The sequence below is a fragment of the Cryobacterium sp. PH31-L1 genome, assembly GCF_030063145.1.
Classification (GTDB): domain Bacteria; phylum Actinomycetota; class Actinomycetes; order Actinomycetales; family Microbacteriaceae; genus Cryobacterium.
Genome location: NZ_JASISM010000006.1, coordinates 296297 through 320705 on the forward strand (window position 1 = coordinate 296297; position 24409 = coordinate 320705).

At 65.4% G+C, this 24409-nt stretch carries 22 protein-coding genes and 1 tRNA gene; 11 read left to right on the plus strand and 12 right to left on the minus strand.

The features are described from left to right. The first annotated feature begins 11 nt into the window (after nucleotides 1-11). On the plus strand, nucleotides 12-755 hold the full coding sequence (locus tag QMF22_RS13910; protein WP_283454572.1) for a trimeric intracellular cation channel family protein: 744 nt from the start codon (nucleotides 12-14) through the stop codon (nucleotides 753-755). Here QMF22_RS13910 and QMF22_RS13915 read toward each other — a convergent pair. Beyond that, the gene (locus tag QMF22_RS13915) at nucleotides 752-1585 is read right to left on the minus strand and encodes an inositol monophosphatase family protein (protein WP_283454574.1); all 834 of its coding nucleotides are present in this window, start codon (nucleotides 1583-1585) and stop codon (nucleotides 752-754) included. The genes QMF22_RS13910 and QMF22_RS13915 overlap by 4 nt on opposite strands. A gap of 125 nt (nucleotides 1586-1710) precedes the next feature. Here QMF22_RS13915 and QMF22_RS13920 point away from each other — a divergent pair. From QMF22_RS13920 to QMF22_RS13930, 3 genes are all read left to right on the plus strand, one after another. Next, a tRNA-Lys gene (locus QMF22_RS13920) sits at nucleotides 1711-1786 on the plus strand. Nucleotides 1787-2010: 224 nt separating this feature from the next. Continuing rightward, nucleotides 2011-3174, plus strand: a complete 1164-nt coding sequence (locus tag QMF22_RS13925) for an enoyl-CoA hydratase/isomerase family protein (protein ID WP_283454576.1) — start codon at nucleotides 2011-2013, stop codon at nucleotides 3172-3174. Further along, complete coding sequence (locus tag QMF22_RS13930; RefSeq protein WP_283454578.1) at nucleotides 3171-3989, plus strand: enoyl-CoA hydratase; 819 nt, start codon at nucleotides 3171-3173, stop codon at nucleotides 3987-3989. Before QMF22_RS13925 ends, QMF22_RS13930 begins: the two co-directional genes overlap by 4 nt. On the opposite strand, the gene QMF22_RS13935 is transcribed toward QMF22_RS13930, so the two are convergent. Together QMF22_RS13935 and QMF22_RS13940 are read right to left on the minus strand one after the other, a co-directional pair. Next, nucleotides 3986-4699: a response regulator gene (locus QMF22_RS13935; RefSeq protein ID WP_283454580.1), complete on the minus strand. Its 714-nt coding sequence runs from the start codon at nucleotides 4697-4699 to the stop codon at nucleotides 3986-3988. The genes QMF22_RS13930 and QMF22_RS13935 overlap by 4 nt on opposite strands. Further along, entirely contained in the window at nucleotides 4692-6362 is a 1671-nt protein-coding gene (locus QMF22_RS13940) for a sensor histidine kinase (protein ID WP_283454582.1), read from the minus strand. The genes QMF22_RS13935 and QMF22_RS13940 overlap by 8 nt, the downstream gene beginning before the upstream one ends. A gap of 152 nt (nucleotides 6363-6514) precedes the next feature. Between QMF22_RS13940 and QMF22_RS13945 the strand changes: the two genes are divergently transcribed. The 4 genes from QMF22_RS13945 (at nucleotide 6515) to QMF22_RS13960 (ending at nucleotide 11542) form a co-directional block, all read left to right on the plus strand. Next, nucleotides 6515-7921 carry a cation:dicarboxylate symporter family transporter gene (locus QMF22_RS13945; protein WP_283454584.1) on the plus strand — a complete coding sequence of 469 codons (1407 nt, stop codon included), beginning with the start codon at nucleotides 6515-6517 and terminating at the stop codon, nucleotides 7919-7921. Nucleotides 7922-8267: 346 nt separating this feature from the next. Beyond that, entirely contained in the window at nucleotides 8268-9584 is a 1317-nt protein-coding gene (locus QMF22_RS13950) for a quaternary amine ABC transporter ATP-binding protein (RefSeq protein WP_283454587.1), read from the plus strand. After that, nucleotides 9581-10528, plus strand: coding sequence for an ABC transporter permease (locus QMF22_RS13955; RefSeq protein WP_283454589.1), 948 nt, complete (start codon nucleotides 9581-9583; stop codon nucleotides 10526-10528). Before QMF22_RS13950 ends, QMF22_RS13955 begins: the two co-directional genes overlap by 4 nt. A gap of 114 nt (nucleotides 10529-10642) precedes the next feature. Further along, entirely contained in the window at nucleotides 10643-11542 is a 900-nt protein-coding gene (locus tag QMF22_RS13960; RefSeq protein ID WP_283454592.1) for a glycine betaine ABC transporter substrate-binding protein, read from the plus strand. Between the two features lie 66 nt (nucleotides 11543-11608). Here the strand turns inward: QMF22_RS13960 and QMF22_RS13965 are convergent, their stop codons facing one another. The 6 genes from QMF22_RS13965 to QMF22_RS13990 all read right to left on the minus strand — a co-directional run bounded on the left by QMF22_RS13965 (nucleotide 11609) and on the right by QMF22_RS13990 (nucleotide 16247). After that, nucleotides 11609-11962: a DUF1801 domain-containing protein gene (locus QMF22_RS13965; protein ID WP_283454594.1), complete on the minus strand. Its 354-nt coding sequence runs from the start codon at nucleotides 11960-11962 to the stop codon at nucleotides 11609-11611. Between the two features lie 267 nt (nucleotides 11963-12229). Beyond that, complete coding sequence (locus QMF22_RS13970) at nucleotides 12230-13231, minus strand: FKBP-type peptidyl-prolyl cis-trans isomerase (RefSeq protein WP_283454596.1); 1002 nt, start codon at nucleotides 13229-13231, stop codon at nucleotides 12230-12232. 139 nt (nucleotides 13232-13370) lie between these two features. Further along, on the minus strand, nucleotides 13371-13964 hold the full coding sequence (locus QMF22_RS13975) for an energy-coupling factor transporter transmembrane component T family protein (protein ID WP_283454598.1): 594 nt from the start codon (nucleotides 13962-13964) through the stop codon (nucleotides 13371-13373). Nucleotides 13965-13989: 25 nt separating this feature from the next. Beyond that, a complete protein-coding gene (locus QMF22_RS13980; RefSeq protein ID WP_283454600.1) occupies nucleotides 13990-14670 on the minus strand; it encodes an energy-coupling factor ABC transporter ATP-binding protein in 681 nt (226 codons plus the stop codon). Next, nucleotides 14667-15275 (minus strand): biotin transporter BioY, encoded by a 609-nt coding sequence (locus QMF22_RS13985; protein ID WP_283454602.1) that lies wholly within the window; start codon nucleotides 15273-15275, stop codon nucleotides 14667-14669. The genes QMF22_RS13980 and QMF22_RS13985 overlap by 4 nt, the downstream gene beginning before the upstream one ends. 90 nt (nucleotides 15276-15365) lie before the next feature. Continuing rightward, nucleotides 15366-16247, minus strand: coding sequence for a PKD domain-containing protein (locus tag QMF22_RS13990; protein WP_283454604.1), 882 nt, complete (start codon nucleotides 16245-16247; stop codon nucleotides 15366-15368). Nucleotides 16248-16274: 27 nt separating this feature from the next. Between QMF22_RS13990 and QMF22_RS13995 the strand changes: the two genes are divergently transcribed. Together QMF22_RS13995 and QMF22_RS14000 are read left to right on the plus strand one after the other, a co-directional pair. Continuing rightward, nucleotides 16275-16445 carry a hypothetical protein gene (locus QMF22_RS13995; RefSeq protein ID WP_283454606.1) on the plus strand — a complete coding sequence of 57 codons (171 nt, stop codon included), beginning with the start codon at nucleotides 16275-16277 and terminating at the stop codon, nucleotides 16443-16445. Nucleotides 16446-17256: 811 nt separating this feature from the next. After that, complete coding sequence (locus QMF22_RS14000; RefSeq protein ID WP_283454608.1) at nucleotides 17257-19182, plus strand: HNH endonuclease signature motif containing protein; 1926 nt, start codon at nucleotides 17257-17259, stop codon at nucleotides 19180-19182. A gap of 203 nt (nucleotides 19183-19385) precedes the next feature. Here QMF22_RS14000 and QMF22_RS14005 read toward each other — a convergent pair whose 3' ends face one another. From QMF22_RS14005 to QMF22_RS14015, 3 genes are all read right to left on the minus strand, one after another. Further along, a complete protein-coding gene (locus QMF22_RS14005) occupies nucleotides 19386-21200 on the minus strand; it encodes a glycoside hydrolase family 15 protein (RefSeq protein ID WP_283454610.1) in 1815 nt (604 codons plus the stop codon). A gap of 62 nt (nucleotides 21201-21262) precedes the next feature. Further along, nucleotides 21263-21697 (minus strand): hypothetical protein, encoded by a 435-nt coding sequence (locus QMF22_RS14010; protein ID WP_283454612.1) that lies wholly within the window; start codon nucleotides 21695-21697, stop codon nucleotides 21263-21265. Nucleotides 21698-21812: 115 nt separating this feature from the next. Further along, nucleotides 21813-22001, minus strand: coding sequence for a hypothetical protein (locus QMF22_RS14015; RefSeq protein WP_283454614.1), 189 nt, complete (start codon nucleotides 21999-22001; stop codon nucleotides 21813-21815). Nucleotides 22002-22106: 105 nt separating this feature from the next. On the opposite strand from QMF22_RS14015, the gene QMF22_RS14020 reads away from it, so the two are divergent. Then, on the plus strand, nucleotides 22107-24386 hold the full coding sequence (locus tag QMF22_RS14020) for a bifunctional alpha,alpha-trehalose-phosphate synthase (UDP-forming)/trehalose-phosphatase (protein ID WP_502846962.1): 2280 nt from the start codon (nucleotides 22107-22109) through the stop codon (nucleotides 24384-24386). The last annotated feature ends 23 nt before the right edge of the window (nucleotides 24387-24409 follow it).

The window sequence follows — 24409 nt, forward strand, 5'->3', positions numbered from 1 at the left end:
GAATGGGGCAAGTGAACACTGAGTCGGAGACGCTGTTTGAGGTAATCCGCTTCGTGGACCTGGCTGGCGTGCTCGCCAATGCCGTTCTCGGTGGTGTGGCTGCTCGCACCGCCCGTCTCGACATTGTCGGTTTTGTGGTGCTGGCGATCATGAGCGGGCTCGGCGGTGGAATGATCCGCGACACCCTGCTGCAGCAGGGAACGCCGGCGGCGCTGGTCGACCCGGCCTACCTGATCTGTGCCATTCTGGGCGGGGTCATCGCCTATTTCGTGACGTTCAACGGACGCTGGACTCGCCGCGTGCTGCTGCTGCTCGACGCGCTCGCCGTGGGCTGCTGGTCGGCAGTCGGCGCGCAGAAAGCGCTTGAGGCGGGCCTCGGCTGGCTACCGGCCATTCTGCTCGGCATCATCACGGCGGTCGGTGGTGGCATGGTGCGGGACATCATGCTGCTTAAGGTGCCGACGATTTTCGGTGGTAACACGCTCTATGCCACGAGCGCCCTGCTGGCGAGTACAGAGATGGTCATCCTGAGCAAGCTCGGGTTTGTGGCGATCGGCACCGCCGTGGCCATCCTCAGCGGCGCGGGGCTGTCACTGCTCGCCAAGCGCTACGGCTGGATCCTGCCGACCGGCTACGCGCTGCGCATTCCGAAGCCCATTCTGCTGCTGAACCCCCGGGCCTGGCGGCAACGTCGGCTCGACGCGCGCAATGCCCGCAACGGCATCTTCCCCGACGATCCGGGTGCGTCGGTCTAACTCGGCGGTGCTGGGTTCAGCACCGCGAGCGTCGCCGCGTGCAGCAGGCCATTCGTAGCCAGGGCGCTGCCGTGCCACGGACCGGGCCGTCCGTCGACCGAGGTGAACGTGCCGCCGGCCTCCTGCACGATCGGGGCGAGGGCGGCCATGTCGTAGGGCTGCAGGTCGAATTCCCCGGCCGCGTCCAGGTGGCCCTCGGCCAGCAGCATGTACGACCACATATCGCCGTAGGCACGGGTGCGCCAAACCTGGCGGGATAGCGTGACGAGCTCGTCGAGGTGCCCGGCCGCGTCCCACTGCTGCAGGCTGCCGTAGCTGATGGATGCTTCGGCGAGGGTTTCGATGCCGGAGACGTGCAGGCGAGTGGGGGCGGCATCCGCTTGGCCGGCGCTTGCTGGGAGCGTGTCGCTCGACCAGGCGCCGCTGCCGGCCGCGGCCCACCAGCGTTTACCGAGGGCGGGGGCGCTGACCACGCCGAGAACGGGCACGCCGTCGATGGCGAGGGAGATGAGGGTGGCCCAGATCGGGATGCCGCGGAGGAACCCGGCGGTGCCGTCGATCGGGTCGATGATCCACTGGCGGGTGGTCGAACCGGCAGTGCCGAACTCCTCGCCGAGGATGCCGTCGTCGGGGCGCTCGGCGGCGATTAGGGCACGGATGGCGCGTTCGACGGCCTGGTCGGCATCCGTCACCGGGGTGCGGTCGGGTTTGGTCGTCACGACGAGGTCGAGCGCGGTGAAGCGCGCGCTAGAGATGGCGTCGGCGGCATCGGCCAGCGTCAAGGCCAGCTGGAGGTCGTCGGAGAGGGCGTAAATTCGCGGTTCGGTCACCCTTCCAAGGATAGTAATTTCGTGAGCGGATGCCGGTCACGGTCGCTTTCCCGCCTCGATTCGCATCGAGCCCTCTTGGGGTGTTAGGGTTACACGTTGCCGCGGGTCATTCCCGGCTTTCATATGCACCTCTAGCTCAATTGGCAGAGCAACTGACTCTTAATCAGTGGGTTCCCGGTTCAAGTCCGGGGGGGTGCACCACCAGCCCCGTTGTCACTGTCTTTTGCAGTGCGGCGGGGCTTTTTTTGTGGCCTTCTCGAGCCTGCGCATCGGATCTGCTCTCGTGGCACGTGCGTGAGAAGGCGGCACTGGTTTGAACACGTGCCAACTTCTCCAATACGCGCCATGAAGAATGTCGGGCCACCGCACCTCGTTAGACTGGGCCGCACCGCACCTCCGACCCGCAGCGACGCGGAAAGGTCTCTATGCCCCGCACGGATTCGATCGACGCACCCTCCGATGACAGCACGAGAGCGGCGTCGATGACGGGCGCATCCGTTTCTGATGACAAGGACGTGCTCCTGCAGCGTGACGGCCGTCTGGCCCGCATCATCTTGAACCGGCCGAAAGCGCTCAACGCTCTCACGCACGGCATGATCCGCACCATCGCCGCAGCCCTCACTGACTGGGCCGATGACCCCGCCGTGCAGACCGTGCTGCTCACCGGCAGCGGCGACCGCGCGCTCTGCGCCGGCGGCGACATCGTCTCGATTTATCGCGACGCACGAACCGACCCCGACGAGAACGCCCGATTCTGGGCGGACGAGTACACCCTGAACGCCCAGATCAAGCGCTACCCCAAACCGTTCGTCGCCCTGATGGATCGCATCGTGCTCGGCGGGGGAGTCGGCCTGTCTGGTCACGCTTCGCACCGCGTCGTGACCGAACGTACCAAACTGGGCATGCCGGAAACCACCATCGGCTTCGTGCCCGACGTCGGCGGAACCTACCTGTACTCGCGCACCCCCGGCGAACTCGGCACCCACCTCGCCCTCACCGCCGTAACCATGACCGGCGGCGACGCCATCGCCCTCGGCCTCGCCGACAGCTTCGTCGATTCGGCCGAACTCGATTCCCTGGTCGATGCCCTCACCCGGATGCCCGCTGCCGCCGCCATCGCGCAGTTCGCCTCCCCGGCGCCCCCGGCACCACTGCTCATCGAGCGCACCTGGATCGACGAGTGCTACGTCGGCAACGATGTGGCCACGATCATCGACCGCCTGCAGAAGTCATCGGTCACGGCAGCCGGGCAAGCCGCCGACGCGATCCTGGCCAAGTCACCGACCGCCGTCAGTGTCACCCTCGCATCCCTCCGCCGCGCCGGCGACCTCGCCACACTCGAAGAGGTGCTGGAACAGGAATACCGGGTATCGCTGCGCATGGTGGACGGCCCAGATGTGATCGAGGGTATTCGCGCTCAGGTCATTGACAAGGATCGCAACCCGGCGTGGCAGCCCCGTACGCTGGCCGACGTCTTCGACGCCGACGTGCAGGCCTATTTCGCGCCGCTGGGAGAGCGCGAACTGCGCTTGCCGCGCAGTCTCATAAACGAAACCAGACAGACCACCGAACGAGAGGCCACCGCGTGAGCGACACCACCAAGACCAACACCAGCGAGACCAACACCGCCGACAGCTACGAGAACATTCTGCTCGAGCGCCACGGCCGGGTCGGCGTGATCACCCTCAACCGCCCGAAGGCGCTCAACGCCCTCAACTTCGCCACCATGCAGGACGTCGTCGGTGCCGCGACCCGGCTCGACGCGGACCCCGAGATCGGCGCGATCATCATCACCGGCTCTGAGCGGGCCTTCGCGGCCGGCGCCGACATCAAGGAAATGTCGACCATGAGCTACATGGACATGTACCTGGGGGACTGGTTCGCCGGCTGGGACTGCCTCGCCGCCGTGCGCACCCCGGTCATCGCCGCGGTCTCCGGCCACGCCCTCGGTGGCGGCTGCGAACTCGCCCTGATCTGCGACTTCATCATCGCCTCCGACACCGCCACCTTCGGCCAGCCCGAGATCAAGCTCGGCGTCATTCCCGGCATGGGCGGATCCCAACGCCTCACCCGCGCCGTCGGCAAGGCCAAGGCGATGGAGATGATCCTCACGGGCCGCACCATCGACGCCGTTGAAGCCGAACGCGCCGGCCTTGTCGCCCGCATAGTGCCGGCCGCCGAACTCCTCGCCGACGCCCTCGCCACAGCGACCGAGATCGCCGCGAAATCGGCGCCGATCGCCATGCTGGCCAAGGAGGTCGTGAACGCGGCCTACGAAACGATGTTGGGGGCGGGCGTCCACTTTGAACGTCGCCTGTTTCACTCCGTGTTCGCCACCGACGACCAGAGCGAGGGGATGGCCGCCTTCGTCGAAAAGCGCAAGCCGGTCTTCACCAACCGCTAGCGCCCGCGCCTCCAGCTGTACTCGTTCTCGGGGCGCCCCGGCGTGCCGTAGCGGGGTGCGCGCTGAACGAGGCCCGCGTCGGCGAGGTACTCGAGATAGCGGCGGGCGGTCACCCGTGACAACCCGAGCGGCTCCATCAGCTCGCTCGCCGACACCGGCGCGACCTGCGCCTGCAGGTAGGCGACCACCGGGGTCAGAGTCGAATCGGCCAGCCCCTTGGGCCTGGGGATATCGGTCGGCGCCCGCAGACTTGCGAAGGCATGGTCGACCGCTGACTGCGTCACAACGGATGCCTGCGCGTTCAGTTCCGCACGAAAGTCCCGGTAGCTGGACAGTTTCGTGGCAAAAGTGGAGTAGGTGAACGGCTTGATCAGGTACTGCACGACCCCGGCCGCGATCGCCCCGCGCACATTGTCCAGGTCGCGCACCGCGGTGATGGCAATGATGTCCGTGGCCAGGCCGGCCGCCCGAATACGCCGACTCACGTCGAGCCCGTGGCTGTCGGGCAGGTTCATGTCCATGAGCACGAGGTCGATCGGAGTGCCGGCCGAGGCGGCCGCCGCGACCCGGCGAAACGCGTCCTGGCCGGTACCGGCCGTTCCGACGAGCTCGAACCCGGCCAGCCGCCCGACATAGACGGCATGGGCCTCGGCCGCGAGCGGTTCGTCCTCGACGACGAGCACACGAATGGGCGGTACCGTCTCAGACATGGTCGGCCTGGGCGTGACTTGCGCGTATGTCGGCGGGAATAACGACCGTGAAGACGGCACCCTCGCGTCGCCCGATCGTGAGCGTGCCGCCGAGGCGAGTCACAGCCTGCCGAACCAGCGCCAGGCCGAGACCCCGACCACCCACCGAGCGACCGGGCGTCGTGGCGCCCAGACCCGCGGCGCCGCCGCCCTTAGTGCTGAATCCGAGCAGCAGTACATCGTCGATCAACTCCGGCCCCACACCGGCTCCGCTGTCAGCGACCTCGATGGTGACGGCCTGCTCGGTCGACGAAACGGTAACCGATACCCGGCGAGGGTCCGCGCCGGCGGCCGCCGCGTCGAGGGCGTTGTCGACCAAATTGCCGAGCACGGTCACCAAATCCTGAATGGACAGCCCCGACTGGGCGAGCGTGCCAGATGCGGTGACGGTGAGGGTGATCCCCAACTCATTGGCCTGTGCCGATTTGCCCATGATCAGGGCACTGATCACCGGTTCATCGACCGATCCGACCATCTCGTCGGCCAGCTGCTGACTCAGCTCGAGATCTTTCGTGGCGAATTCGAGAGCCTGATCGGTGCGGCCGAGTTCCATGAGCGACACGATCGTGTGCAAGCGGTTGGAATGCTCGTGGGTCTGCGCCCGCAATGCATCGGAGAGGGTCTGCATTGACTGCAGCTCACTGCCGAGCGTCTGCAGATCGGTATGGTCACGAATCGTCGCCACATAGCCCATCGGGGTCGCCCGGGAGCGACTCGCCGAAGCCAGCGCGGGCTCCTGGCTGACCACGAGCACCCTCGTGCCGGTCACATGAATCTCGTCGTGCGCGGAACGACCGCTGCGCAGCAGCGCACCGAGGCTCGGTGGCAGGCTCAGTTCGGCCAGGGTGGGCGGGGGAGTGGCGCTGTCAGCGGCCGGCCGCGACGGAATACCGAGCAGCCGCGCCGCTTGGTCGTTGTAAAGCACGAGATCGCCGTGCAGGTCCACCAGCACGAGCCCTTCCCGCACCGAGTGCAGCACCGAGTCGTAATAGACGAACAATTGGGCAAGATGTTCGGGACCCCACCCGAGCGTTACCCGGCGCAGGTAGCGACCGAGCAGCCAGGAGACCACGGATCCCGACGCGAGTAGCCCGAGCGCCAGTCCGAGCACCGAGGGCAGTCGGGCATTCAGGGCGATCGTGACGTTGCTGGTGGTGGTACCGACTGCGACCAGCGCGCGAACAGTGCCGTCGGCATCCGTTACCGGTACCACGGCGCGAACGGATGGCCCGAGCGTTCCCGTGCTGATTTCCGTGAAGGCTGTTCCGGAGAGTGCCGGTTCGATCGCGCCGATGTATTCCTTGCCGATCTCTGTCTGCGTGGGATGGGTCCAGCGGGTGCGGTCCGGAGCCATGATCGTGATGAAGTCGAGGCCGGCGTCTCGGGTCAATTTCAGGGCATAGGGCTGCAGGGTCGGACTCGGGTCGGCGGACTCGCTCGCCGCGAGCACCAGGGGACTGTCGGCGATTGCCGTGGCGACGGCGAGCATCCGGTCGCTGGTTTCGATGTAGCCGCGGTCGCGGGCATCGACGAAGAATGCGGTGGCGACAAAGACGGTCAGTACGACGATGAACAGCGCGTTCGCGAAAAAGAGCCTTTTTGCGATGCTCCACTCCCTGCGCATTCTGCCGACACCTCTCGTCTGTGGAGTCTCGTGGACTCATGAACAATATGACCGCAACCGTGACCTCGCGGGGCACATCGGCCAGTGTGGAACGCATTGCAGTAGCCGGAGCCCGTGGTGGGCGAGGTTTAGCCTAGACATAGGAGTCTGACATGGCATCGACGCCATCAACCCATACCAAACCTAGCAAATCCGCCAAGCCCAAGAAGAAGCTCGACTCGTCGCACTACCTCTATATGGCCGTCATCGTCGCCGTCGTGCTCGGCATCGTCGTCGGCCTGGTCTGGGGCGGCCCCGATGGCTTCGCTGTCTCGCTGAAGCCGCTTGGTGCCCTGTTCATCGCCCTGATAAAGATGATGATCGCCCCGATCATCTTCTGCACGATCATCCTCGGCATCGGGTCGATCGCCAAGGCCGCCACCGTCGGCAAGATCGGTGGACTGGCCCTCGGCTACTTTCTGGTCATGTCGACCTTCGCGCTCGGCATCGGCCTGGTCGTCGGCAACTTGGTCCACCCGGGAGAGGGCATCAACCTCACGGATGCGACTTTCAAGGCCACCGAATCGGCCGACACCCAGTCGTTTTTGCTCGGAATCGTGCCTGCCACACTGTTCTCGTCGCTGACCAGCGGCAACATTCTGCAGACCCTGCTGGTCGCACTCATCGCCGGTTTCGCACTGCAGAAGATGGGCAAGGCCGGTAAGCCGATTCTCGAGGGAATCGCGCACGTGCAGGCCCTGGTCTTTCGCATTTTGATCATGGTCATGTGGCTGGCCCCGATCGGTGCCTTCGGCGCCATCGCCGCGGTCGTCGGCGACACCGGCATTCAAGCTGTGATCAGCCTGTTCACCCTCATGGTCGCCTTCTACATCACGTGCATCATCTTCATAGTGGTCATCCTCGGTGGTCTGCTCAAGATCGTCACCGGTGTGAACATCTTCAAGCTCATGCGCTACCTCGGCCGCGAATACCTGCTGATCTTCTCGACCTCGTCATCCGAGGCAGCTCTACCCCGCCTGATCGCGAAGATGGAACACCTCGGCATCTCCAAGCCCGTGGTCGGTGTCACCGTGCCCACCGGCTACTCGTTCAACCTCGACGGCACAGCGATCTACCTCACCATGGCGTCTCTGTTCATCGCGAACGCGCTCGGCCAGCCGCTCGCCCTCGGCGAACAGATCGGCCTGCTCGTCTTCATGATCATCGCCAGCAAGGGCGCAGCCGGAGTGTCCGGTGCGGGTCTGGCTACCCTGGCCGCCGGACTGCAGGCACACGCCCCGCAACTCGTCGGCGGCGTCGGCTTCATCGTGGGCATCGACCGCTTCATGTCAGAGGCGCGCGCACTGACCAACTTCACCGGCAACGCCGTGGCGACCGTCATGATCGGCTCCTGGACCAAGGAAATGGACCGGGGGCAGGTCGACCGTGTCCTCGATAAGCTCGAACCGTTCGATGAGCGCACCATGCTCACACACGGCCACGTGAGCGCTGCGGAGACCCAGCGCAGCACCGAGAATGCCGCGCAGACCGACGTGCTGGAGCGCGCCTGCGCGAAATAGTGAGCACTAGACTCGCGCTAAGGGTGTCGTCCGGAGGAATCCTCCCGGGCGGCACCCCTTTTTCATGCCTGTTTTTCGGCTGACCGAAAAGTGGCTGTGTTAGGATTGTTGACGGTCTTATAACCCTTCACCAGGACGCGCAGGCGTAGCCACCATTTGAGATGGAACGGCCGCTTTCGTATGGTGTGGTGCCGAAGGATGCGATCCCATGATTGCTCCAGTCCGCGCTGAATCACGTCACCGTGATTGTCGCGTTTGGGCCGATTGGTGCCAACCCGTCCGACAAGAGAGCACGCCACAGTGTCGGCCGTAAAATCGGCTACGTTCGGCGTGCACCGGAGAACGCGTGACCGAGAGCACCACCGATACCATTGCCGTCAAGGCAGACCACCTCTACAAGGCCTTCGGGCGTCGCCCGCACGAAATCGTCAAGAAGCTGAAGGCTGGTAAGAGCCGCGCCGAGATCTCGTCCCTGGGAGTGGCCGCCGTCATCGACGCCTCCTTCGAGGTGAAAAAGGGCGAGATCTTCGTCGTCATGGGCCTGTCCGGCTCGGGCAAGTCCACCCTCATTCGCATGCTCAACGGACTGTGGGACACCACCTCCGGCATCGTGACCGTCGGCGACACCGACATTACCGGCGTGTCCGCCAAGGAACTGCGCGACGTTCGCCGAAAAAGCATCTCCATGGTGTTTCAGCACTTCGCCCTGCTACCGCACCGCACGGTGATCGATAACGTGGCCTACGGTCTCGAGATTCAGGGCATGAACCGCGTAGATCGTCTCGCGAAAGCGCAGACCATCATCGATCTGGTCGGCCTGGCCGGCTGGGCCGACAACCTGCCGTCCGAACTGTCCGGGGGAATGCAACAACGAGTCGGCCTCGGCCGAGCCCTCGCCGCCGACACCGACGTGCTGCTCATGGACGAAGCCTTCTCGGCCCTCGACCCGCTTATTCGCCGGGAAATGCAGGAGCAGCTCATTGAGCTGCAGGCCGCACTCGGTAAGACGATCATCTTCATCACCCACGATCTCAACGAGGCCATGTTCCTCGGCGACCGCATCGCCGTGATGCGCGACGGCCGCATCGTGCAGATCGGCACCCCCGAAGAGATCCTCACCGACCCGGCGAATGACTACGTCGCCCAGTTCGTGCAGGACGTCGACCGGGCCCGCGTACTCACCGCCGCGAGCGTGATGGAGCCTGTGCGTTCAGTCATCACCAAAACGGCCGGCCCCCGGGCCGCGCTGCGCACGATGCGCGACCTGCAGACATCCGTCACTTTTGTGCTCAACCGTGACCGCAGTTTTGCCGGAATCGTTCGTGACCGTGACGTGCTGAAGCTTGTCAAGAGCGGTGAGACCGACCTGCGCGGCATCATCCGCGATGACGCCACGGCGGTCTTGCCCGAAACTGCCCTGGTCGACCTGGTTGAACCCTCGGTCGAGAGCGAACTGCCCATCGCCGTCGTCGATGACAAGAACCGACTGCTCGGTGTTATTCCGCGCGTTACCTTGCTCGCTGCCATCGGCAACGTCAGCACCAACACCGGCGCCCTGCCCGTGGTGATGCCGCCGTCGACCATCTCGATCAGCCAGATCACCGACATTCTGGCGGAGACCGCCGACGATACGCCGAGCGATGCCGAAGGAGCCCGCGCATGACTGACTTTCGCCTACCCCTTGGTTCCTATGTCGAGTCCTTCGTGGACTACATCACGGCGACCTTCGGTTTTGTGTTTGACTTCATTAAATACATTTTCGACGGCGCCTACGAAGCGGTAGATTTCGTGCTCAGCGCACCGCCCTTCTGGGCAATTATGATCGTACTGGCGCTGCTCGCTCTCGGTCTTCGTGGCTGGAAGTTTGCCGTCGGAACGATTGCGGGCCTGGTCGTCATTCTCGGCGTCGATCAGTGGGCCAATGCCATGGATACCCTGGCTCTCGTTCTCGTTGCCAGCGTGATTGCGATCGCGATCAGCCTGCCGCTGGGTATCCTCGCTGCCAAGTTCGACATCGCGTCGAACATCATTCGGCCGATCCTAGACTTCATGCAGACCATGCCGGCCTTCGTCTACCTCATTCCAGCGCTGATTCTATTTCGAGTCGGAGTGGTACCCGGTATCGTGGCGACGATCATTTTCGCCATGGCACCCGGCGTTCGTTTGACTGAGCTCGGCATTCGCAGCGTTGACAAGGAAGTTGTGGAAGCTGGGCAGGCGTTCGGCGCCTCCCCGATGCGCATTTTGCGGCAGATTCAGCTCCCGCTGGCTACCCCGACCATTATGGCTGGTGTCAACCAAGTCATCATGTTGTCGTTGTCTATGGTTGTTATCGCCGGCATGGTTGGCGCGGGCGGGCTCGGTCAGCAAGTTGTCACGAGCCTGAATCGCATTGATATCAAACTCGGCTTCGAAGCCGGTCTGGCCGTGGTGATTCTCGCTATTTTCCTGGACCGCATCACTGCGTCGCTCGGAGATACGCATTCCACGGGCATGTTCGGCACCATTCGCCTCGTCCTGCGCGCCAAGACAAAGCCGGATATCTCGGCCGCTGAGGTGCCTGGCAGTGCATCCACTGCCGCGCCCGCCGAACCCGCTCGCGTCTGAACCGTTCCCACAAATTTACGATTGCAACCGCATTCGTTCACCAGTACGGCCTCGGTCGTATGCACCACGAGTCAACCCCAGTCACCCACAGCAGGTGGCACGAAAGGAAGACATATGAAGAACCGATACAAGTCCATTCTCGCCCTCGGAGCCGTCGGAGCGCTCGCCCTGAGCGGATGCGCAGCTTCGACCGACGAAGTCCCCACGGTCGGCAACGGCAACGATGACCAGAAAGCCATCACTATCGCAGTGTTCAATGGCTGGGATGAGGGCATCGCCACTTCCGAGCTGTGGAAGGCCATTCTCGATGAGAAGGGCTACACCGCCGAGCTCGAATACGCGGATGTCGCTCCGGTCTTCTCCGGTCTCTCCAGCGGTGACTACGACTTCACCCTGGACGTGTGGGCACCCAGCACCCACGCGAACTTCATCAAGGAATATGGGGCTGACCTCACCGACCTCGGCTCCTGGAACGATGAGGCGTCGCTCACCATCGCCGTGAATGAAGACGCCCCGATCGACTCCCTGACCGAGCTCGCGGCAAACGCGGATCTGTTCGGTAACCGGATTGTGGGCATCGAGCCGGGCGCAGGGCTCACTGCAGCCGTGACCGACAAGGTCATCCCGACCTACGGGCTGGAGGACATGGAGTTTCTGACGTCGTCGACGGCAGCCATGCTTACCGAACTCACCGCCGCAACGTCGGCCGGCGAGAACATTGTTGTCACCCTGTGGCAGCCGCACTGGGTCTACAGCTCCATCGGACTCAAGAACCTGACAGACCCCGAGGGAACCCTCGGCGACGCTGAGGGCCTGCACGCCTACGGTAAGGGAACCATGGAGGCGGACTACCCCCAGGCCGCGAAGTGGCTGTCCAACTTCACCATGGACCTCGACCAGCTCGGTTCGCTCGAGAACGCCATGTTCGTTGAGTATGACGGCAACGACTTCGGACCGATCGTCGCCAAGTGGATCGAAGACAACCAGGACTACGTGGACAGCCTCACCAGCTAGTCACGGATTCTGCACGAAGAACGGCCCGCGTCCTTGGACGCGGGCCGTTCTGTTTAAGCTGGCGAGTTACGCGGCTTCGAGCTCACGCACCTGCTGCAGCCAGCCGTCGAACAGTTCGCTGTCGAAGTCGTCGACACTTTTAAGCTTGAACTCGCTCATCTCGGCGGATCCGCTTGCATTGAGCTTGCCCGAGTCATCCTTAATGGCCTGGCCGCGCCAGAACAACACGGTGACAAAGGTGGGGTACGCCTTGAAACCGGCGATCGGCAGTTCGTCGTCGAGCCAGACCGGATGCCCGTGCCACAGTTCCGTCGATGTCTCGGGCAGGGCCAAGTCGAACGTGTCGCGCAGCAGGGTGACGACGCTCGCGAGCGGCTCGACCGGAGCGGCAACGTACTCGTCAATGTTCGCCGGCTTCACGGCCCTGGTGATAGTAGCGACGGAGGGTGCGGCGACATGGAATTCGGTGGGGGTCGACGTGGATGCGAGTGTGGATGTCAGGTGAATAGCCTCTTTCGTGGGGATTCTCGAGCCCGACGGGGTGCCGGGCAGAAATGTGTGTCTGACTCCACACTCTCACGGCGCGCCCCTGTGCGGCTGGGCAGGCACTCAGGAAATGGGTCGTGTTCCGCACAAAAAACACCGCCCGCCGACTGGAAGGTCGACAGACGGCGTCTGGAGACTGCGCTACGCGGCCGGCGTTGCCGCCGTGCCGACAATGTCAACGACGAATACGAGGGTGTCCGTGCCGCTGATGCCGGCTTGGGTGTTGCCCGCTTCGCCATAGCCCTCGCTCGGTGGCAGAACCGCAATCACCTGGGATCCGACGGTTTGGCCGACGAGCGCGGCGCCAAAGCCCGTGACGACCTGGCTGGTGACGAAGGTGGCCGGTCCAACGGTGGTCCAGGACGAGTCGAAGGTTTTGCCGGTCGCCCAGACAACCCCGGTGTATTCGACCGACACGGTGTCGCCGTCGGCGACGACGGCGCCATCCCCCAGCTTCGTCGTGGCGATCTGCAGGGCCGTCGGCGGGTCGGTATCGGGGATGGTGATGGTGGGAGCGCCGTTCTCGGCGAGTTCAACGGTGGGCAGTCCAGCCACGACTGGCTGGTCGGCGCCGTCAGCCCGGTCGGCGAGGTTCGTGATCGAGATGACGTCGGTGACGAACACGACCGAGTCCCCGGCGGCGATTCCGAGCTGGGTATTTCCGTCTGCGCCGAACGCGTCGTCCGCCGTGCTGACGGTTACGATGCGGTCGCCTTCAACGGAACAGTTGACGGCCCGCACCAGACCGGCAAGGAACGTTTCGCCCACCGTGATGGTCTCGCTCGCACCGCTAGTCGGGTAGGTCGTTTCCTGCACGGTCGCGCCGGTCGTGCCGTTGTAGACGGAGAGTGACACCCCGACCAACGAGCCCGCACCGGCCTCGGTGGTTCCTGTGCCCTTGATCGCCACCGTGCGCTGGGTGGCCGCCGGAGTCAACGGCTCGGCGAACTTGAACGCGGGCACGGCGCCGAAGTCGCCGGTCACGTCGACACCATCGGACACAGCGCCGGGTGCGGTGCACTCGCTGAAGGCGGCATCCGCGGCGGGGGTGGAACTGGTTGCCTCGGGAGTGTCGCTGCTTCCGCAGGCGGTCAGAGCGAGCGTGAGCCCCACAATGGTCAGGAGCGCAGGAATTTTCGACACGGGGCCTCTTTCGAGAACGGAGCTGTGGGCAAGCACTGATTGATGAATGTATTCGTGGCGCGACGGCCAAGTGCCCACTCTGCCACTATTCGCCTATGAACCGGCTGAGTGGATGCGACGGCGCGCCGCCCAGCGCACGTCAGTCGTCGAGACCGCGGGCGATCAGCGCCTCGCCCAGGGCATCCGCTGCGTAGAGCGAGCGCACGACCACCGGAACGGCGATCGACAACGGTGAGCCCCGGGTACCGCGGGCCGTGCGGGCCTCGAGCACCTCGCGAACGATGTCGGAGACGAGAGGAATGCAACGGATGGTCAGGGCCACCAACAGCCCCACCCGGTCGGCGTCGATGAATCGATTGAATGGACGGAGCAGGGTTTGGAATGCTTCCAACACCGCGGTGACCGTTGTCGTCATCGTGAACAGGGCGGCCAGAGCCACGGCAACGATCAGGCGGCCGGCCATCAGCGCGGCGACGGTCCAGCCCGAGAGCAGACCCTGGATCGGTACGGCTACCAACAGAATCAGCAGAATCGGCGCGATCTGGGCGACGGCCGCGCGCAGGGGCACCTGGGCGATGAGGAACAACAGCACGACTCCTGCCGCAGCGCCGCTGGCGACCCACGGGTCAGACGAGGTACCGATCAGCAGCACGCAGAGCGAGAGCAGAAGCAACTTCAGCAGCGTCGGTGCCCGGTGAATCAGTGAGGTTCCGGGGCTGTAGAGGCCGATCATGCGCGGCTTTTCACCGCAACAGCTTTCACTGCAACAGGGCGCGGTAGGCCGCGAGGGACTCGGCGGCCTCGCCGTCGGCGACCACCGCACCGTCTTCGATCACGATAACGCGGTCGAACTCCTCGACCAGGTGCAGATGGTGGGTGACCACGATGACCTGTTGGGGGAGCGTCTGCAGCAGTTCGGAGATGCGTCGGGCATTGCGGGCGTCGAGCAGGGTAGTCGGTTCGTCGGCCACGATTGTGGCCGGCTCCGCCACCAGCACGGCGGCGAGGGCGAGCAACTGCTTCTGACCGCCGGAGAGACGGTGCGCCGGATGGTCGGCGTGCTCGCTCAACCCGAACTGTTCGAGGGCCACCGCCGTGCGCTCGGCGATCTCGGCGGCAGACAGGCCGCGACGGCGCAGGGTGAATGCCACGTCTTCCTGCACGGTGGGCATGACGATCTGATTGTCCGGGTTGGTGAAGATGAACCCGACCTTACGGCGCACATCCCGGGCGTGGCGGGCCACATTCTGCCCATCCACCGTCACGATGCCGCTGGTCGGCGTGACGAGTCCATTGATCATGCGCACCAGCGTGGACTTGCCCGAACCATTGGCGCCGACGATACCGATGCGATGCTCGGTCAGGCTGAGGTTCACATCGTGCAGCACGGTGCGGTCGCCGAAGGACTGCCCGACCCGCTCGAAATGGATGATGCTCACGCTCGGGCCTGACGACCCAACGGCCTCGCGATGAGCCCGGGGTATGCCTTGTGTACCTGGCGGGCGACGAGCACGGTCAGCACGACCTTGATCAGGTCGCCGGGGATGAACGCGACGTTCAGGCCCAACGTGGTCCACAGCGGCAGGCCGAGGTTCAGGGCCATGACAGGAACGCCGACCAGGTAGACGGCGACGATTCCGCCCAGAATCGTGGCACCGAGGGCCAGCCAGAACGGGTACTTCGGCAGCAGCCGGGCGGTGAGGTAACCGGTGACGAACGCGCCGAGCAGCCAGCCGTAGAGATAGCCGGCCGCCGGGCTCACCGTGAACACGCCGATGCCGCCGCGCGCGCCGGCCAGCAGGGGGAGTCCGACGGCCGTCAGCACGAGAAACAACAGCACGGCGAGGGTTCCCTTGCGCGGGCCGAGGATGGCCCCAGCGAACATCACGCCGAGGGACTGCAGGGTGATCGGTACCGGCCCGATGTTGAGTGGTCCCGCCAGGCCGAGCGCCGCGATGAGGGCGGCGAAAATGGCAATCTGGGCGAGATCGCGGGCGGGCAGAATACGTCGAGTACGGGTGCTCGAGCGAACGGTGTCGGTCATGGTTTCAAATCTAGAATTGCGTGCGCACCGGCCGCTGAAGAATACCTACAACAAAACGCCGCGAACTCTAGAGGTAGTGATTTGAGCGCGTCAGCAGCCGGGACCGTGAGGGTTGGCGTTGCAGTCTTCGGCCACGAGCACGGTGGATTCCTTCGCGGCGACGACGGTGAATGGGGCGGACGGCACGGTAACGATTCCTTCGACGGGGCGCCAGCCCTGGTCACCGAAGCTGTAGGCGGCTCGGTAGTCGACCGTGAGGGTGACTGAATAGGTGCCCTTGGCTGTGTATTTGTGGCTGGTGGGGGTGGTGGAGAATTCGGCCAGGCCGAGGTTCGCCCAGCTGGCGCCGCCGGTGGGGCTCGACGCGGTGCTGCCGTCGCCGTAGTTCCAGCGGTAGCCGATCGGTGTGAATAGAACCTGGGCGGGTTGGCCGAGCAGGAGTCCGTCGCCGATTTGAGCGGATGCTCCGGCCCAGAAATTGGCGGCCAGTCCGACGATGGCCCAGCCGTTGGGCTCCATGCCCGTCGCGGCAGCGGGCGCGGGAAAGTTCTGCAGGTCGGTGACCCGGATGATCGTGTCGGGCGAGCAGCCTGTGCAGGGTGTGGTCGGGGCGGCGAGGGTGATTGGCCACTCGGGGTGCCGTGAGACAACGGGGAAGTCGCCGGAGCCACAGAGTGTCCACTCCTGCTCCGAGGTCAGTTGGCCGGCGGGGTGTGCGCAAATCTCGGCTACCGTCGGGCCGGTCCCGGCGCGGCCGGCAGACCCGCCAGACTTGCCACCCGACGTCCCAGTACCTTCCGCGGTCAGGTCAACGCCCGGACCTACGACAATTGCACGTGTTGGGCACGTCTCCGCGCTCAGAGTTGCGGGGGTGCATAGTTCCTCGTTGGCGAATGAAGGTGGGATGAAGGCTGCGCTCAACGTGACACCGATTAGGGCGCCTACGGCGAGCAGAAATTTGAACCGGACCATACTCGGGACTCCGAAACTAGAAGTTGATTGGAATGGCTCGATGAAGTGACGAACACGACAACCATCGGCCATCGCACTTGTCGATCGGGTGTGGAGACTGAGCGCCCGGCGGCATCGATCATGGTGCTGCCGCTCACGTCGATGCACACATACGTGTGGATCTCCCAGGTCGCGCCGGGTGTTGCGCTTGACGACTGAAGGGTCATGGAATCGAATGATGTGGTGCCTGTCAACGCGCGGCCTCTGCTGACGAGATCCTCTCTGGCCGCGACCACGCCAGCGAGTTCCGAGCCAGTCGTTAACGATAGGTAGCTATTCCACGACTCGGAACCGATGGCACCGGCTCTGTCGCCAGCCGCAAGGTAAGTCGAATAGGCGGCCTCCGCGGCTGCCAGGGCCTCGTCGCTTGTGGTGAAGACTGGTGGAGTGGCGGTCGGCGCTGCCGTTGCCGCAGCGACTGGCTTTGGGGTGTCGCTGGGGGACGGAGCGGGGGTGGCTGAGCATCCGCTGAGCGTGCCGGCAGCGATAAGCACCATTGCAGTCATGAGCACCGATTTGTGCAGGGGGTGACGACGCGGTCGGGTTCGCATGCGGTCACCCTAGACCGGATTGCTACAATCCCGTTTAAGTTATGCACAGGCTGGTGCCGAGGCTCAAATCGCGCTACGGGTCAGCCAGAATGTGCTCCCGTGGGCGGTTGTGGTGACGGGTCGACAACGTCGGGCCCGCTGAACAAGCGCACGACCAACGTGCTCCGCGCCGCTATGACATCTCCGTCGACCAGCGGCCGGTCGACTGCGCAGGCCCGCGCGCCAGGCGCACGACCGCCGTGCTCGGCGCTGCTGTGACATCTCCGTCGACCAGCGGCCGGCGAGGAAAGACCCGTGGCACCCGGCCGTCAAACATTGCGTTGCGGTTGTTGGCGGATCTGGCCGGTTTAGTGCTTATAGATTTAGTGCTTATAGGAGTGACATTTCCTCGTGTCGGTGGGTGGGTGTTGTCTTAGATCATGACCAGCATGGCGATGGAGCTCCCCCGGGTGGTGGCCGCTGTGGCCGCGTTGGGTGGTTCCAGTGCGGAGTTCGCGGGTCTGTCCGATGCGGAGGTGCTGGCGGCGCGCGCGCCGATTGCCGCGTTGCTGCGGTTGAGTAATACGGTGGCCGCGTTGCTGGCGGGAACGATTGCGGAGCGGTCGCGGCGGCAGCTGGGCCAGTCCGGGTTGGCGGCCCGGCACGGGTTTGGCACCCCCACGCTGATGGTGCAGCACGCCACCGGGTTGAGCCGCATCGAGGCGGGCCGGCTGCTGGCGGTCGGGGTGTTGATGAGCGAGACCGAAACGGCGGAACGCGAGGCGGCCGCCGCGCGCGAGGCGGCCCGGGAGGCGGCGCGGGTCGCGGAGGCCGCGGCGGATGCTGCGGCGCAGGCCGCCGCTGCTGCCGCTGTCGAGGCGGCGGCGGAGGCGCAGCGGGCGTTCGCCTGGGAGGCGGCGCAGTGGGAGGCGCGGGAGGCCGATCGGGCGGCGGCGTGGGCCGAGTTGTATCCCGGCCTGCCCCTTCCGAAGGGTCAGCCCCGGCCCGTGCCGGTAATCGCCGTGCCACCGGTCACACCGGCACTGCCCCTGGCAGCGCCGGTGGTGGTGCCGGTCGTGGTGGTGCCGTGGCAGGCGCCGATCATGCATGCCGTCGCAGCCGGCATTTTCTCACCAGGCGTGGGCGATGCCCTGCTGCGAGGCTTGGGCACTGTGGATCAGGCGGTCACCGCGGAGAAGCTCGCCGCGGCGCTGCGGGTGGTGTTGGTGGAGGCGCCGGGCCTGAACACGGAGCAGGCGTTTAAACGGGCTCGGCGGCTGCGGGATGAGTTGGATGTGGCGGGTATTCTCGCGCGGGAGAAGCAGGCCCGTGATGACACGTCGTGGTCGTTGTGGCGGCGGGCTGATGGCATGGTGACGGTGCATGCGTTGCTGCCGCCGGAGCAGGGCGAGTTGTGGATCGCGACCTACGATGCGCTGACCAGTCCGCGGCGGGGTGGGGTGCGGTTTGTGGATCCGGAGCGGGCGTTGTGGGCGCAGAGCGTGCGGGATGATCCGCGTACCGTTGATCAGATCGCTGCGGATTCGTTCACCCAGCTGCTCAAGCTCGGCGCTGAGGCCGACCCGAACACCTTGTTCGGTGGTCGGCGTCCGGTGGTGCAGGTCATCGTCACTGACTACGACCGCCCCACCACCATCCCCGCGCCGGCGGGGCAGGCAGTGCCGGCCCCCGAAGCGGATTCCCGCTCGACGGCACTGACGCCGTCGAAGGCTGTCGAGCCGACCGCGACAAACACAGTCCAGCCGGTGGAGGGTATCGAGGCCGTTGGGACCACCGGGATGACCGAGATCGTCGAGACGATCGGAACTACAGGCACGACCGAGGCTGGCGAGGTCACCGGGATCGCCGATCGCAGCGCGGCCACGCGGGCCCCGTCCACCGGGACGGCACAGACGGCCGGGCAGGCCACGCCGAGCACGCGGCCTTCCCCGGAGGTATCAAGAACGGGGGTGTTCGGCTATATCGAGGGCAATCCGGCTCCGGTATCGGAGGAGACCATTGCCCGACATCTGTGTGACACCGGCTACCTGGGTATTCTGTTCAGCCAAACCGGGCAACCCCTCAATGTTGGCCGGGATGCCCGCCTGTTCAACCGCGAGCAACGCCGTGCCCTCGCCGCGCGTGACGGCGGATGTCGCTGGCCTGGCTGTGATGAGCCACCGTCGTGGAGTGAAGCTCACCACGTTGAAAACTGGGCTGATCTGGGTTTTCCAACATCGACCAGGCCATATTGCTCTGTGTTCTACATCACCTGCTGCTGCACAACCGGCACTGGAAGATCCTGTTCCTCGACGGAGAGTATTGGCTACAGCCCGCCGTCGACATTGACCCGGAGCAGACGCTGATTGCGCTGCCCAGCAAGAACCCGCTCATGCAGGAGCCCACGCTGCTCGAATCGCCGCAATAGCGTTGCGCTGCGGCCAGCGCAGACCGGTCGCGTTGGACGATTGGCGTCGACAAGCTCGACCGGAGACTGGGCTCCGCGCCTGAGGCGCCGACGGGCGCGGGGCGGCCCAGGGGCTCTACCGGCACCGTCAGACGGTGCGCCCTACGTGCTCGCCTGGGTGTCGGCGAGAACGGGAGCCGGTGCGGTGCGACCGGCCATGATCGCATCCGCTGCCCTCACCAAGGCGAGGTGTGAGAGCGCCTGCGGAGTGTTGCCCATCTGGTGTCCGCTGGTCACGTCGTATTCTTCCGAGAGCAGGCCGACATCGTTCACGAAGCCGAGCAGGGTATCCATGAGCGCGGTGGCGTCGTCGAGGCGTCCCGAGGCGGCGTATTGCTCGACCAACCAGAACGAGCAGGCCAGAAACGGATGCTCACCCGGAGGCAGGCCGTCCACGGTGGCGCGCGTGCGGTAGCGCAGGAGCAGGCCATTGTGGCTGAGATCCGCCTCGATCGCGGCCACGGTGCCGAGCATGCGCGGATCGGTCGGCGCGCAGAAGCCGACCTGCGGGAGGACGAGGAGGGAGGCATCCACTTCGGAACTGCCGTAGTACTGCACATAGCTGTTTCGATTTACGTCAAAGCCGCGGCTCTCGATGTCGGCGCGCACCTCGTCACGCAGGGTCTTCCACCGGTCGAGCGGGCCGTCGAGGCCGCACTCCTCGATGCCGCGCACCGCACGGTCGAAGGCGGCCCAGACCATCACCCGCGAGTGGGTGAATTCGCGGGCTTGGCCGCGCACCTCCCAGATGCCCTGGTCGGCGCGACGCCAGTTTTTTTCCAGAAAACTCATGAGGGCTCGCTGCAGCGGCCAGGAGAACTCGTTCTCCTGCACCCCGGCGGCGCGGGCGGCGTGCAGGGCCACCATGACCTCGCCGATCACATCGGACTGAAACTGATCGACGGCACCGTTGCCGACGCGCACGGGGGAGGCGCCGTTGTAGCCGGGCAGGCTGGTCAGTTCCCTCTCGGGCAGATAGCGCTCGCCGGAGAGTCCATACATGATCTGAACATCTCCGGGGTCGCCCGCGATGGCGCGCAGCAGCCAGGCGCGCCAGCCGTCGGCTTCCACCTCATAGCCGTGGCTGAGCAGTACTTCGAGCGTGAGTGAGGCGTCGCGGAGCCACACGTAGCGGTAGTCCCAGTTGCGAGTGCCGCCGGCCTGCTCGGGCAGCGACGTCGTCGCCGCCGCCACGATGCCGCCGGTCTGCTCGTGGGTGAGGGCGCGCAGCACGAGCAGCGAGCGCACGACCTCGGCGCGCAGGGGACCCTCGTGGCTGCAACTCGACGCCCAGTTCTGCCACCAGGCGCAGGTCGAGGCGTGGACAGCGTCAATGTCGATAGCCGGCGGAACCTCACGGTGCGAGGGATACCAAGTCATCTGCGCGTCGACCGTCTCATCGGCGGTGACCTCGAAGTGTGACACGTGGCGATGATCCGAGGCGCGCAGCTGGGGGCCGCGCACCACGATCGCGTCGGGCCCGGCGATCGCGACGAGGCCGCGCACCCGCTCTCCCTTCAGCTGCCGCACCCACGGCACGGTGGTGGCGTAACCGAAACGAAACCGCAGGTCCTGGTTCATCTGCACCGTGCCGCTGATGCCCCGCACGCGCCGCACCAGGTCGGCCCGACCGTCGCCGTACGGCATGAAATCGAGCACCTCGACCTGACCGGTGGCCGTGGTCCACACCGTTGACAGCACGAAGGTGTCGCCCTGGTAGCTGCGCACCGCCGTGGCTGTCGTATCCGCGGGGGCCAGCAGCCACCGGCCGTGGTTCTCGTCACCGAGCAATGCACCGAACAGCGAGGCGGAGTCGTAGCGCGGCAGGCAGAGCCAGTCGATGCTCCCGTTTCGTCCGACGAGGGCAGCCGAGTGGCAGTCACTGATGAGTGCGTAGTCCTCGATATTGAGTGCCATCAAACCATCCTGTCAGCAGCCGGGTGAGAATTCGCTCCGGATCGGCGCGGCGGGCAGCCGGGTCAGGCGACCAGGCGAGCCGCGGCGAGCGTTGCCGACGCCTTGTCGATCCAGGCAGCGGATGCCGCGGCCACCTCGGCATCGCTCGTCGGGGCAGGCACTGGCAATGCTGCGGCCGGTTCGCTCCAAGTGGTGATCGGCGCCGGAGTCCAAGACAGCGCGGTCGGCTCACCGCTGGTCTCACCGCGCAGGACGGCTTGCTCGGTCGTAATGGCCTCGGTGAGCTCGGTTGCGATCTCCCGGGCTTTCAACCCGTGAAAGATGACCTCGGTGTCGTCCGCGCTGCGGGCCACCAGGGTCCAGGCGCCGTGCTCGCCGACCAGCGCACTGAGCTTGTCGTGCAGCAGCTCGAAAATTTGCTCGTCGCGCAGAACCGGAGCCGGAGCGACACTCATCGCTGCGCTCGCTGCCAAACGTCGGCGTCGACGACCAAACATGACAAGCCCCTTCCGAACACACGATCACTCTGCTGCAGCCAGCAATAAACTAATTCCCCCAGTTTCGGTGATAGAACGCCGGTGAGGCGGGGGACACGCCGATTACGAGCGGAAGTCAACTCTCAATCTTGCGTTTATTGGCATCTTCGATGACCGTTCCGGCGGCGACAGCAGCGCTGAGAGCCCAGCCGAGCCAAAGCATCACGAGGCGCCAATCCCGGGGGCCGTGCCGCGTGGCCTGCACGGTGTTCCAGCCGCCGGCAATCACGCCGATCATCGCACTATTGAATACGAACTTTCGCATGTGAACCTCCGGCATCAGGTTACCCGGGAATGGGCGCGGACCGGCTGGTAACCTTGGTACGGCAACACAGGTGTGCACCTCGGGTGTGCCCGGAACGGATGATCCATTACTTCTTCAGCCGAATCCACACGGTCCCAGACTGACCCAGCATCGCCCATCGTGCCCGTCGATGCCCCGGTCGGCACCTACACGCTTGTCGTCGTCTCGAACCGCCTGCCGGTGGATTATGAAGAGGGTGCCGACGGCGCCGTCACCTGGCGTACCTCACCAGGCGGGCTGGTCACCGCACTCGAACCGCTGATGCGCTCTTCACACGGAGCCTGGGTCGGCTGGCCGGGCGTCGCCGACCGCGATTTCGCACCGTTCGAGAACGACGGCATCTCGCTCGTGCCGGTGCGGCTGAATGAAGAAGACATCGAGGACTACTACGAGGGCTTCTCCAACGACACTCTCTGGCCGCTCTACCACGACGTCATCGCGCCGCCGAGCTTCCACCGCGAGACCTGGGACGCCTACGTGTCCGTCAACCGCCGTTTCGCGGCGGCCGCCGCAGCGGTCGCCGCCCCCGGAGCTACGGTCTGGGTGCACGACTACCAACTGCAACTGGTGCCCCGCATGCTGCGCGAAGCCCGCCCCGACCTCATCATCGGCTTCTTCAACCACATTCCGTTCCCGTCCTACGGCATCTACGCTCAGCTGCCCTGGCGTAAACAAATTCTGCACGGCCTGCTCGGCGCCGATGTCATCGGATTTCAACGACAAGAGGATGCCGGCAACTTCTCCCGCGCGGTGCGTCGTCTTCACGGCTACCCGACCCGCGGCGTTGTCATCGACGTGCCGACCGGTGAGGCCTCAACGGGACAGGGTGGCGATACCAGACGGGTCATCGCCAAGCACTTTCCCATCTCGATCGACGCCGCGGCCTACGAAGAACTCGCCCGGCGCCCCGAGATCCAGGCCCGCGCACGGCAGATTCGTGAAGACCTCGGCAACCCGAAAACCCTCATGCTCGGCGTCGACCGACTCGACTACACCAAGGGCATCGGGCACCGCATCAAGGCCTTCGGCGAACTGCTCGCCGACGGACGCCTGAGCGTCGAAGACGTCACCCTGGTGCAGGTAGCCAGCCCGTCCCGCGAACGAGTCAGCACCTACATGGCACTGCGCGACGAGATCGAGCTCGCCGTCGGCCGTCTCAACGGTGACTTCTCCACCATCAGCCACACCGCCATCAGCTACCACCACCACAGCTACCCGCGCGAAGAAATGGTCGCGATGTACCTCGCCGCCGACGTGATGCTGGTCACGGCACTGCGCGACGGCATGAACCTCGTCGCCAAGGAATACGTGGCCGTGCGCTTCGACGTGGACGGCGTTCTCGTTCTGAGCGAGTTCGCCGGCGCTGCCGACGAACTCAAACAGGCCATTCTGATCAACCCGCACGACATCGACGGAACCAAGGATGCCATCGTGCGCGCCGTCGAGATGCCCAAGCGCGAGCGCACCCGGCGTATGCGAGCGCTACGCCGCAAGGTCGCCGAGAACGATGTCGCCGCATGGTCGGCCTCGTTCCTGCGCGCGCTCACCGGGGGAGCAGCGGTGCCGGCCGGAATCCCCGACGACCTCGATCAGGCCCTACAGAGCATTGCCGGCGCCGAAAACCTGCTCATCGCCCTCGACTTCGACGGCACCCTCGCCCCGCACGTCGACCATCCCGAAGACGCGCGCGCTATCGCCGGCACCCGGGAGGCCGTGCAGGCCCTGCTCGATCTGCCCGGTGTGCGCGTGGCCTTCGTCTCCGGTCGGGCACTGGTCAGCCTGCAACAGGTCGCCCAGCCGCAGAGCGCGGTACTGCTCACCGGCTCGCACGGTATCGAGGTGCAGCTGGACACCCCCGAGATCGAGCTCAACCTGCTCTCCACCGAACTCGAGCAGCTCGACACCCTCGCCCGGGTGCTCGAAACCATCTCCGGGTCGATCGCCGGCACCACGATTGAGCGCAAGCCCGCCGGACTCGCCCTGCACACCCGGCTGGCCACCGAGAAAGACGGTCAGACCGCGCAGCGTCAGGCACGCGACCAACTCGGTGACCAGTTGCCGGGGCTGACGATTCGCGAGGGTAAAAACGTGCTCGAATTCTCGGTGCGCTCCAGCACCAAGGGTGACGCCCTGACGCAATTGCGCGAGTACACCGGCGCCGACCGAGTCTTCTACGCCGGCGACGATGTGACCGACGAGGATGCCTTCGCCGGCCTCGACGAGGGCGACGTCGGCCTCAAAATCGGCCAGGGCGCAACCCTCGCCGGCTACCGGGTACGCAGCCCGCAGGAGGTCACGCAGGTTCTGGTGCGCATCGCCGCACTGCGCTCTGGCCGTGCGCTCTGACCCGGCCCGCCAAGGTTCTAGAC

Bases quoted from the DNA above. Each gene is read 5' to 3' on its own strand.
- QMF22_RS13925 (WP_283454576.1), top strand. From the start codon at position 2,011: ATGCCCCGCACGGATTCGATCGACGCACCCTCCGATGACAGCACGAGA.
- QMF22_RS13935 (WP_283454580.1), bottom strand. From the start codon at position 4,699: ATGTCTGAGACGGTACCGCCCATTCGTGTGCTCGTCGTCGAGGACGAA.
- QMF22_RS13940 (WP_283454582.1), bottom strand. From the start codon at position 6,362: ATGCGCAGGGAGTGGAGCATCGCAAAAAGGCTCTTTTTCGCGAACGCG.
- QMF22_RS13945 (WP_283454584.1), top strand. From the start codon at position 6,515: ATGGCATCGACGCCATCAACCCATACCAAACCTAGCAAATCCGCCAAG.
- QMF22_RS13955 (WP_283454589.1), top strand. From the start codon at position 9,581: ATGACTGACTTTCGCCTACCCCTTGGTTCCTATGTCGAGTCCTTCGTG.
- QMF22_RS13960 (WP_283454592.1), top strand. From the start codon at position 10,643: ATGAAGAACCGATACAAGTCCATTCTCGCCCTCGGAGCCGTCGGAGCG.
- QMF22_RS13975 (WP_283454598.1), bottom strand. From the start codon at position 13,964: ATGATCGGCCTCTACAGCCCCGGAACCTCACTGATTCACCGGGCACCG.
- QMF22_RS13985 (WP_283454602.1), bottom strand. From the start codon at position 15,275: ATGACCGACACCGTTCGCTCGAGCACCCGTACTCGACGTATTCTGCCC.
- QMF22_RS13990 (WP_283454604.1), bottom strand. From the start codon at position 16,247: ATGGTCCGGTTCAAATTTCTGCTCGCCGTAGGCGCCCTAATCGGTGTC.
- QMF22_RS14000 (WP_283454608.1), top strand. From the start codon at position 17,257: ATGACCAGCATGGCGATGGAGCTCCCCCGGGTGGTGGCCGCTGTGGCC.
- QMF22_RS14005 (WP_283454610.1), bottom strand. From the start codon at position 21,200: ATGGCACTCAATATCGAGGACTACGCACTCATCAGTGACTGCCACTCG.
- QMF22_RS14010 (WP_283454612.1), bottom strand. From the start codon at position 21,697: ATGTTTGGTCGTCGACGCCGACGTTTGGCAGCGAGCGCAGCGATGAGT.
- QMF22_RS14015 (WP_283454614.1), bottom strand. From the start codon at position 22,001: ATGCGAAAGTTCGTATTCAATAGTGCGATGATCGGCGTGATTGCCGGC.